Consider the following 8,605-nt stretch of genomic DNA (forward strand, 5'->3'; position numbering starts at 1 on the left):
CAAAAATCCGTGTAGAATATGGAGAAAAAGGTCTAGATGGAAATGATGGAGCTAATGGAGAGACTAAGACAAGAATTATCTATGAAAAACCAAATGGAGAAAAAGAAACAGTAGCAACATTAAAAGATGGATTGAAATTTGCTGGAGATAATGGAACTACAGTAATAGATAAAAAATTAAATGAAAAACTTGAAATTGTTGGTGGAGCAGATGAGACTAAGTTATCAGATAGAAACATTGGAATAAATGCAAAAGAAGGAAAACTTGAAGTTAAATTATCTAAAGAATTAACAGGATTAACAAGTTCAGAATTTAAAAATGCTTCAGGAGATACAACAACAATTAATGGTAACGGTATTACTATAGATTCAGGAATAGATGGTAAAGCTAATGTAAGTCTAACATCTAATGGACTTGATAATGGTGGAAACAAAATCACAAATGTAGCTGATGGAGAAGTAAGTGATACATCTAAAGAGGCAGTAAATGGATCACAATTAAATGCAGTTAAGAAAGAAGCATCTAAACATACAACAGTATCAGTAGATGGTGGAGATAAAGATAATAAAGATGGAGATGCTAATGGTAATTTAGTATTAACAGAAACAGAAAATGCAAATGGTGGAAAACATTTTGATATTAAACTTGCTGATAAAGTTAATTTAGGTACAGGTGATAATAAAGTTGTTGTTGATGGAACTAATGCAAATATTGTTGTTGGTGAAGGAGATAAGGCTATTACAGTAAATGGTAAAACAGGTACTGTTAATGGTTTAAATAATAAAACATGGTCACCTACTAACTTTGTTAAAGGGCAAGCTGCATCAGAAGATCAATTAAAATCTCTATATGACACTGTAAATGAAAATGGATGGAATATTAAATCAGAAGCTGGTGAAGGTGGAAAATTATCTGATGATAGTGATAATAATGCTTCTTTAATTAAGAAAGATAAAACTGTTACTATGAAGGCTGGCAAAAACTTAGTGGTAAAACAGTCAAATGATGGACAAGGTAATGCATCAGTTGAATTTAGTTTAGATAAAGATATTAAAGATATTAATACTATTACATTAGGTACTCCAGGTGAAAATGGTAAACCAGGAACTGATGGGAAAATTGGAATTTCAGGAAAAGATGGAAAAGATGCTGTTTCAATTTCAGGAAAAGATGGTATAGGAACTATAGGTCTAAATGGAAAAGATGGGGCAAGTGCGACAATAACAGTTGAGAAAGCAAAACCAAACTTAGATAATAAAGATTCTGAAAATGGAAAAGATGATAGAATAGTATATACTGATAGTAATAATAAAAAACAAGAAGTAGCTACTATGAATGACGGATTAAGATTTGCAGGGGATAACAAAACAGATAAAGTTATCAATAGAAAACTTAATGAAACATTAGAAATAGTTGGTGGAGCAGATAAGACTAAGTTATCAGATGGAAATATTGGAGTAAATGCAACAGAAGATGGAAAACTTGAAGTTAAATTATCTAAAGAAATAACAGGATTAACAAGTGCTGAATTCAAAAATCAAGCAGGTGATACTACTACCTTAAATTCAAATGGTATAACAATAAATCCAATAGTTAAAGGTGAAGGTAAAAAAGAAGTTACTTTAACAAAAGATGGATTAAATAATGGTGGAAATCAAATAGTAAATGTAGATAGTGGATTAAAAAATTCAGATGGGACAAGTGTTGACTTAAATGTGGCTGAAGGAGATATTTTAAATAATGCAGCAAACATTTCTGATCTTAAAAAATCAAGAATAGAGATAACTGCTAATGGTGGTAAAAAAGCAAACGATAATTCAACACCTATATTATTAACATCTAAAAAAGCTAATGATGGACATTTAATTTACGATGTTTCACTAGCGACTACATCATTAACTTCTGAAAAAGGAGGAAAAGTTTTAGTTCCAAATTCTGTAGATGCTAATAAGATAGTTAATGCAGGAGATGTTGCAAAAGCAATAAATACATTAGGTAATAACACTATTAAATTTGGTGGAGATGATGAAACTGTTACTGAAGCTCAAAGTTTAAATTCTAAAGAAGGAATTAAATTTGATATTAAAGGTTCAGAATATATAAAATCTATAGCTTCAGGTAGCGAAATTGCATTAGATTTAAGTGATGAAGCTAAAGATAAGCTTGATAAAGTAGTTGCAGCAAATGCTGGAATTTCAAGTGCTGTAGCAATGGCAAACTTACCACAAGTAAGTAACATAGCAGGGCATAGACATAACATTGCAGGAGCATATGGTTACTATAACGGAGAACATGCATTTGCATTAGGACTTTCAGGATTAAATGAAACAGGAAACTTAGTATATAAGGCAAGTGGATCATTAAATACTAAAGGACATGTTGCACTTGGAGCAGGACTTGGATATCAATTTGATAAATTAGAATCAAGAAGAAAAGATATGTTAACATTACAAAGACATGGAAACATTAACTTACTGGATGAAAAAGTTTATGAACTTGAAAATACAGTAAATGAGCTTAAAGCTAAAAATGAAGAATTCCAAAATCAAATGACAGATTTACAAAAAGAGGTTAAGGAATTAAAAGAACTATTAAATAAGGTAGTTAATAAATAATTAAAAGAAGTTTTCTCATAAAATTTGAGAAAACTTCTTTTTTCTATATTTAGCTAAATAATATGTATATACTATTATTTTATAGATATTACTAAGTTTAAGTGTAAAAACTTTTTTAACCTTAAAATTGGAAATAATTACTAGAAAAAGCTATTGACAACATAAAATAAATACAGTAAAATACATCTAATTAGATGTAAGGAGAATGGTATGTCAAGTAGTAGAGAAGAAAAGTTTTTAATAGCTATAAGTAGATTAAGAAATTTAATGCATAGAGAATTAGAAAATGTTTTTAGAAAATATGATTTAACTATAACTCAATTTTCTGTTTTAGAAGTAATTAAACATAAAGGACCTAAAAGTGTAGGAGAAATACAAGAATATGTACTAGGTACTAGTGGTAATATACCTTTAGTAATAAAAAATCTAGAAAGAGATGATTTAGTATTAAGAGTAAAACCTGAAAGTGATAGAAGAATAAGTATTATTACTCTTACAAAAAAAGGAAAACAAATAGTTGATGAGGCTTATGAAGAGCAAAAATTAATGTTAAAGGATTTATTAAAAGATATAGATGAAAATAAAATAGAAGTTTTAACTGAAAAACTATTTGAAGTATTTAATAATTTAAGATAATTGCAATTTATTACCAAATATGATAATATATATATATATGTAGTTAAGTAATTGAAAGGAAAGATATTTATGTTATCAACATTGGTTTTTAGAGAGTTTAGATATAATGGGAATATAGAGGATTTTAAGACAGAGCTAAAATCAAAAATAGCAGAAAATCCAAGAGATATAGATTCGCTAAAAAAACTTGCTGGTGTATATCATGCATATTCAGAAAATGATAAAGCGATTAAATTGTATGAGGAATTATCAAAATATCTTCCTAATGATCATGAAGTAGAGGGATATTTAGGTTATTTATATTATGAAAACTCAAATCTAAATGAGGCAGAAGAAAGACTTAAAAATGCTTTATATATAAGTGAAAGAGAACCTTTCTTATTATTCTTATTAGGTAATGTATATTCAAGAAAAGGTATGTTAAGAGAAGCACTAGACTGTTATGAATTAGCAATATTTTTAGACTTTGACATGTATGGAGCACATATAGATTTTGGAAGAAAATATGAACATATGGGTAGACATAGAAGAGCTTTAAAAGAATTTAGAGCAGCATATAATATAGATTCTAAAGATGAAGAATTGTTAAAGAAAATAGAACATGTAGAAAATAGAATAAGAGAAATGGAAAATCAATAAAAATAGGAGGTATTTACTACCTCCTATAATTTTATATACTCAAATATTTTTCTCATGAAATCAAATTTGAATTCTTCCCCTTTATAAGCATGTATTGCAGTTACAACTATTAGTATAAATACTACTAAAGATAATAATCCGCTAATACTAATAAATAAGAAAGAATGATCAAATTTAAATAAGTTTGCTGTATATGTAAATAATGAAAATATTATACCTTGTTTAGCATAATCTCTTACAAAATCATTTTCCTTTTCTAAAATTAAAGCTCCTATGCTAAAAATAAATCCAATTAAAGATATAGATGATGCAATTAAAATAATAGTTGCAACAAGATTTTCATTTAAATTTCCTATAGATTTTTTCAAATTTATCAACCTCACTTTCATACATATATACATTATATCAAAATATTTTCTACTTGTCTAATTAATATATATGATTTAGTAATTCTAGTACTTCTTTTCTATCGTTAGAATGTTTTAATATATCAACTTTTTTAGCGTCTATAATATTTCTAGAAAGTGACATTAAAATATCTATATATAAATCATCGTGTCTAGGTTTAACTAAGACTGCACAAATATATCTAACCTTATCTTCTTCATTGTTCCACACTAAAGATTTTTTTAAACGTATAAAAACTATAGTGTTTTCTAATACTTTAGTACTTTTTAAATGAGGAATAGCAAATTTAGAACCAAGGAAAGTGGTAACTTCTCTTTCTTTTTCATGAAATTTTTGTAAAATTCTTTCTGGTTTTTCAACTCTTTCAAGTTTAACTAACTCATCTGCTATGAACTCAAATAGTTCATTTTTATTAGAAAATTCTAAATCTTCAAAAAATACTTTTTCATCACATAGTTTAACTGACATGGCTATCAACTCCCTAAAATATTTTTATTAATATATTATAGTATACCTTGAAAATTGATAAGGTCAAATAGTAAAAATGTTTTTTAATATAAAAATGGCTATTCTATTTGAAAAAACATATGTTATAGAAAATTTAGTTTGAATATATGTATTAAAATATATATCAAAGTATATTTTAATAACAATTTTTAATATTAAATACATGATTTATAACTATATTATTTTGATTGACAAAATATTTAAAATATAGTAAGATAATCTTGAATTAGATAGAAAGAGGTAACAAAATGAGAAAGTTAAGTTCATTATTTGTGTATATTTTTTTAACATTTATTATGATTTCATGTGGTGATAAAACTACAGAAGCACCAATTACAGAGGAAGGTAAGATTAAAGTTACAACTACTTTAAACTATTATTCAAACTTATTAGAAGAAATAGGTAAAGATAAAGTTGTTGTTACTGGTTTAATGGGTGAAGGAGAAGATCCACATCTTTATGTTGCTACTGCAGGAGATATTGAAAAATTACAAGGCGCAGATTTAGTAGTATATGGTGGTTTACATTTAGAAGGTAAAATGGTTGAAATTTTTGATAATTTAAAAGATAAGGCTGTTTTAAATTTAGGTGAACAATTAGATCCTTCAAAACTTGTTGAAGAAGAACCAGGTGTTTATGACCCACATGTATGGTTTAATACTGAATTTTGGGCAATACAAGCAAAAGCTGTAGCTAATAAATTATCAAAAATAGATGAAAAAAACAGAGACTTTTATATGTCTAACTTAGAATCATACTTAAAAGATTTAGATGAAGCTACTAAATATATTCAAGATAAAATAAATGAAATACCTGAAGATTCAAGAGTATTAATTACAGCACATGATGCATTTGGGTATTTTGCAAGCCAATTTGGTTTAACTGTTAAAGCAATTCAAGGTGTTTCAACTGATTCTGAGATAGGAACTAAAGAAATAAATGATTTAGCAGACTTTATAGTTACAAATAAAATAAAGGCAATTTTTGTTGAAAGTTCCGTAAATCATAAGAGTATAGAATCATTACAAGAAGCAGTAAGAGCTAAAGGTTTTGAAGTAGGAATAGGTGGAGAGCTTTATTCAGATTCTATGGGAGATGCTTCAAATAATACAGAAACATATATAAAAACAGTTAAATTTAATGCAGATACTATAGCAAATGCATTGAGATAAGGAGTAAAATGAAGGTTATAGAGATTAAGGATTTAGTAGTAGCTTATGATTTAGAACCTGTACTAGAAAATGTTAATCTTGATATTAATAAGGGAGATTTAATGGCCTTGGTTGGTCCAAATGGTGCAGGGAAATCAACGCTAATTAAAACTGTACTTCAGTTCATAAAACCTATAGTTGGTAGTGTGAAAATAAGTGGAAGAGATTATAAATTAGAAAAGAAAAAAATAGCCTATGTCCCTCAAAGAGGTAGTGTAGATTGGGATTTTCCTACTACACTTTTTGATGTGGTTATGATGGGTTGCTATGGAAGAGTTGGTTTTTTAAAAAGAGTACCTAAAGAAGAAATAGAAAGAGTTAATAAAGCAATAAAACAAGTTGAAATGTTAGAATTTAAAGATAGGCAGATATCAGAACTTTCAGGAGGTCAACAACAAAGAGCTTTTCTTGCAAGAGCTTTAGTTCAAGATGCAGAAATATATTTAATGGATGAGCCATTTCAAGGGGTGGATAAAATTACAGAAAAGGCTATAATAAATATACTTAAAAACTTGAAAAATCAAGGTAAGACAGTAGTTGTTGTTCATCATGATTTACAAACCGTAGAAGAATATTTTGATAGCGTTACATTTATTAATAAGACTATAATTAATAGTGGAAAAGTTGAAGATGTATTCACTAAAGAAAATATAGAAAGAACATATAGCATAAATGTTTGATATATTATTAAATAGTTATACATTTAAAGTTGTAACTATAGGATGTAGCCTTTTAGGTATGATTAGTGCTATAGTAGGATCTTTTGCGGTACTTAAAAAAGAAAGTTTATTAGGAGATGGTATTGCACATTCATCTCTAGCAGGAATTTGTATTGCTTATTTATTAACAGGAAAAAAAGAATTATCTATATTACTTTTAGGTGCACTTATAGTTGGCCTTATATGCGTGTTATTTATACATTTTATAGGTTCATATTCTAAAGTGAAATTTGATAGTGCTATAGCTCTTACTTTGTCTACTTTTTTTGGATTAGGACTAGTATTATTAACATACTTAAAAAGAGTTCCGGGTGCTCAAAAAGCAGGTCTTAGTTCATTTATTTTTGGTCAGGCATCAACTTTGGTTGCAAAAGATATTTACTTAATTAGTGTAGTAGGATTAGTTCTACTTTTCCTGGTAATATTTTTTTGGAAAGAAATAAAAATAAGTATTTTTGATAAGGATTATGCAAAGACTATAGGAATTAATAGTAATTTATACAGACTTTTAGTTTCTATAATAATAGTAATTAATGTAATTATAGGGATACAAATAGCAGGAGTAGTATTAATGACAGCTATGATGGTTTCACCAGTAGTAGCAGCTAAACAATGGAGTAATAAATTAAATATAGTAGTAATTATTTCTGCTGTATTTGGAGCCATATCTGGATTTGTTGGATCATTAGTATCTAGTTTAAATTCTACTTTGCCAACAGGGCCAATTATAGTAGTAGTTTTATCTATTTTTGTGATATTTAGTTTACTTTTTTCAAGTAAAAAGGGAATTATTTATAGATACATTAGAAAAATTAAATTCAGAAATGAATTGAAAAGGAAGTGGACAAGATGAGTGCAGGTTTAACAATACTTACAGTGGCAATACTTACGGCAATTTCTTGTTCTATTTTAGGAGTATTTTTGGTTTTAAAAAATATGAGTATGCTAACAGATACAATTAGCCACACTATTTTATTGGGTATAGTAATTTCATTTTTTATAGTAAAAAAATTAGATTCTCCCATGTTATTAGTAGGTGCAACTATAGTAGGTTTAGTTACCGTATATTTAGTTGAATTAATTACTAGTTCAAAATTAGTTAAAGAAGATGCTGCTATAGGAGTAGTCTTATCCTTCTTATTTTCTGTAGCAGTAATTTTAATATCTAAATATACAGCTAATATCCATTTAGATATAGATGCTGTATTATTAGGTGAAATAGCTTTTGCACCTTTTTATACTATGAATATTTTTGGGTTTACTATATCTAAAGGAATAATATATGGTCTAATAAATATTCTTGTAAATATATCTTTTATATATATATTCTTTAAAGAGTTAAAAATATCAATTTTTGATAAAAATTTAGCTTTTGCTCTAGGTTTATTTCCAAATCTTATACACTATATGTTTATGAGTTTAGTGTCAATTACATCAGTTGTCGCATTTGAATCTGTTGGCGCAATGCTTTTAATATCTTTTATGATAGGACCACCAGTTAGTGCCTATCTTTTATCAAAGAGTATTAGTGGAATGATGATAATAAGTATTATCATAGATGTATTAGCCTCGATAATAGGATATACTGTAGCTATAAAACTTGATGTATCAATTTCTGGAATGATAGCCATAGTAATAGGAATAATATTTTTAATAGTATTTATATTAAAAAAAATCTTTAATAAATATATGTTGTAAAAATCCTCAAAAGAGGATTTTTTCTATATTAAAATAGTAAGTGTCTAAAAATCTAACTAAGCTAGATTTAACAGACTATCATAAACTTTTAGAGATTTTAAAGAATTGAAAATTTTTCTTGGATAATTATTCATGAAATCTTCAATGTATTTAACATCTTTTTTTGTTAATT

9 protein-coding genes are annotated in these 8,605 nt (G+C 27.1%); 7 read left to right on the forward strand and 2 right to left on the reverse strand.

The window, feature by feature from the left end:
* The 3 genes from AYC60_RS07620 to AYC60_RS07630 all read left to right on the forward strand — a co-directional run.
* The coding region (locus AYC60_RS07620) for a YadA-like family protein (RefSeq protein ID WP_197417006.1) at positions 1-2,615 on the forward strand (2,615 nt) is incomplete at its 5' end.
* Between the two features lie 210 nt (positions 2,616-2,825).
* The gene (locus AYC60_RS07625) at positions 2,826-3,251 is read left to right on the forward strand and encodes a MarR family winged helix-turn-helix transcriptional regulator (RefSeq protein WP_067323201.1); all 426 of its coding nucleotides are present in this window, start codon (positions 2,826-2,828) and stop codon (positions 3,249-3,251) included.
* Between the two features lie 69 nt (positions 3,252-3,320).
* Complete coding sequence (locus AYC60_RS07630) at positions 3,321-3,890, forward strand: tetratricopeptide repeat protein (RefSeq protein ID WP_067323204.1); 570 nt, start codon at positions 3,321-3,323, stop codon at positions 3,888-3,890.
* Positions 3,891-3,913: 23 nt separating this feature from the next.
* Here AYC60_RS07630 and AYC60_RS07635 read toward each other — a convergent pair whose 3' ends face one another.
* Positions 3,914-4,258: a DUF4870 domain-containing protein gene (locus AYC60_RS07635; protein ID WP_067323207.1), complete on the reverse strand. Its 345-nt coding sequence runs from the start codon at positions 4,256-4,258 to the stop codon at positions 3,914-3,916.
* A 61-nt stretch (positions 4,259-4,319) separates the two neighbouring features.
* The gene (locus AYC60_RS07640) at positions 4,320-4,766 is read right to left on the reverse strand and encodes a PTS sugar transporter subunit IIA (RefSeq protein ID WP_067323210.1); all 447 of its coding nucleotides are present in this window, start codon (positions 4,764-4,766) and stop codon (positions 4,320-4,322) included.
* Positions 4,767-5,053: 287 nt separating this feature from the next.
* Between AYC60_RS07640 and AYC60_RS07645 the strand changes: the two genes are divergently transcribed.
* From AYC60_RS07645 to AYC60_RS07660, 4 genes are read left to right on the forward strand one after another with little or no spacing between them, the layout of a single operon-like run.
* Entirely contained in the window at positions 5,054-5,977 is a 924-nt protein-coding gene (locus AYC60_RS07645) for a metal ABC transporter solute-binding protein, Zn/Mn family (RefSeq protein ID WP_067323213.1), read from the forward strand.
* An 8-nt stretch (positions 5,978-5,985) separates the two neighbouring features.
* Positions 5,986-6,696: a metal ABC transporter ATP-binding protein gene (locus tag AYC60_RS07650; RefSeq protein ID WP_067323216.1), complete on the forward strand. Its 711-nt coding sequence runs from the start codon at positions 5,986-5,988 to the stop codon at positions 6,694-6,696.
* The gene (locus AYC60_RS07655; protein ID WP_067323219.1) at positions 6,689-7,588 is read left to right on the forward strand and encodes a metal ABC transporter permease; all 900 of its coding nucleotides are present in this window, start codon (positions 6,689-6,691) and stop codon (positions 7,586-7,588) included. Before AYC60_RS07650 ends, AYC60_RS07655 begins: the two co-directional genes overlap by 8 nt.
* Positions 7,585-8,433, forward strand: a complete 849-nt coding sequence (locus AYC60_RS07660; protein ID WP_067323221.1) for a metal ABC transporter permease — start codon at positions 7,585-7,587, stop codon at positions 8,431-8,433. The genes AYC60_RS07655 and AYC60_RS07660 overlap by 4 nt, the downstream gene beginning before the upstream one ends.
* Positions 8,434-8,605 lie beyond the last annotated feature (172 nt).

It is taken from the genome of Streptobacillus felis, from assembly GCF_001559775.1.
In the GTDB taxonomy this organism is placed as follows: domain Bacteria; phylum Fusobacteriota; class Fusobacteriia; order Fusobacteriales; family Leptotrichiaceae; genus Streptobacillus; species Streptobacillus felis.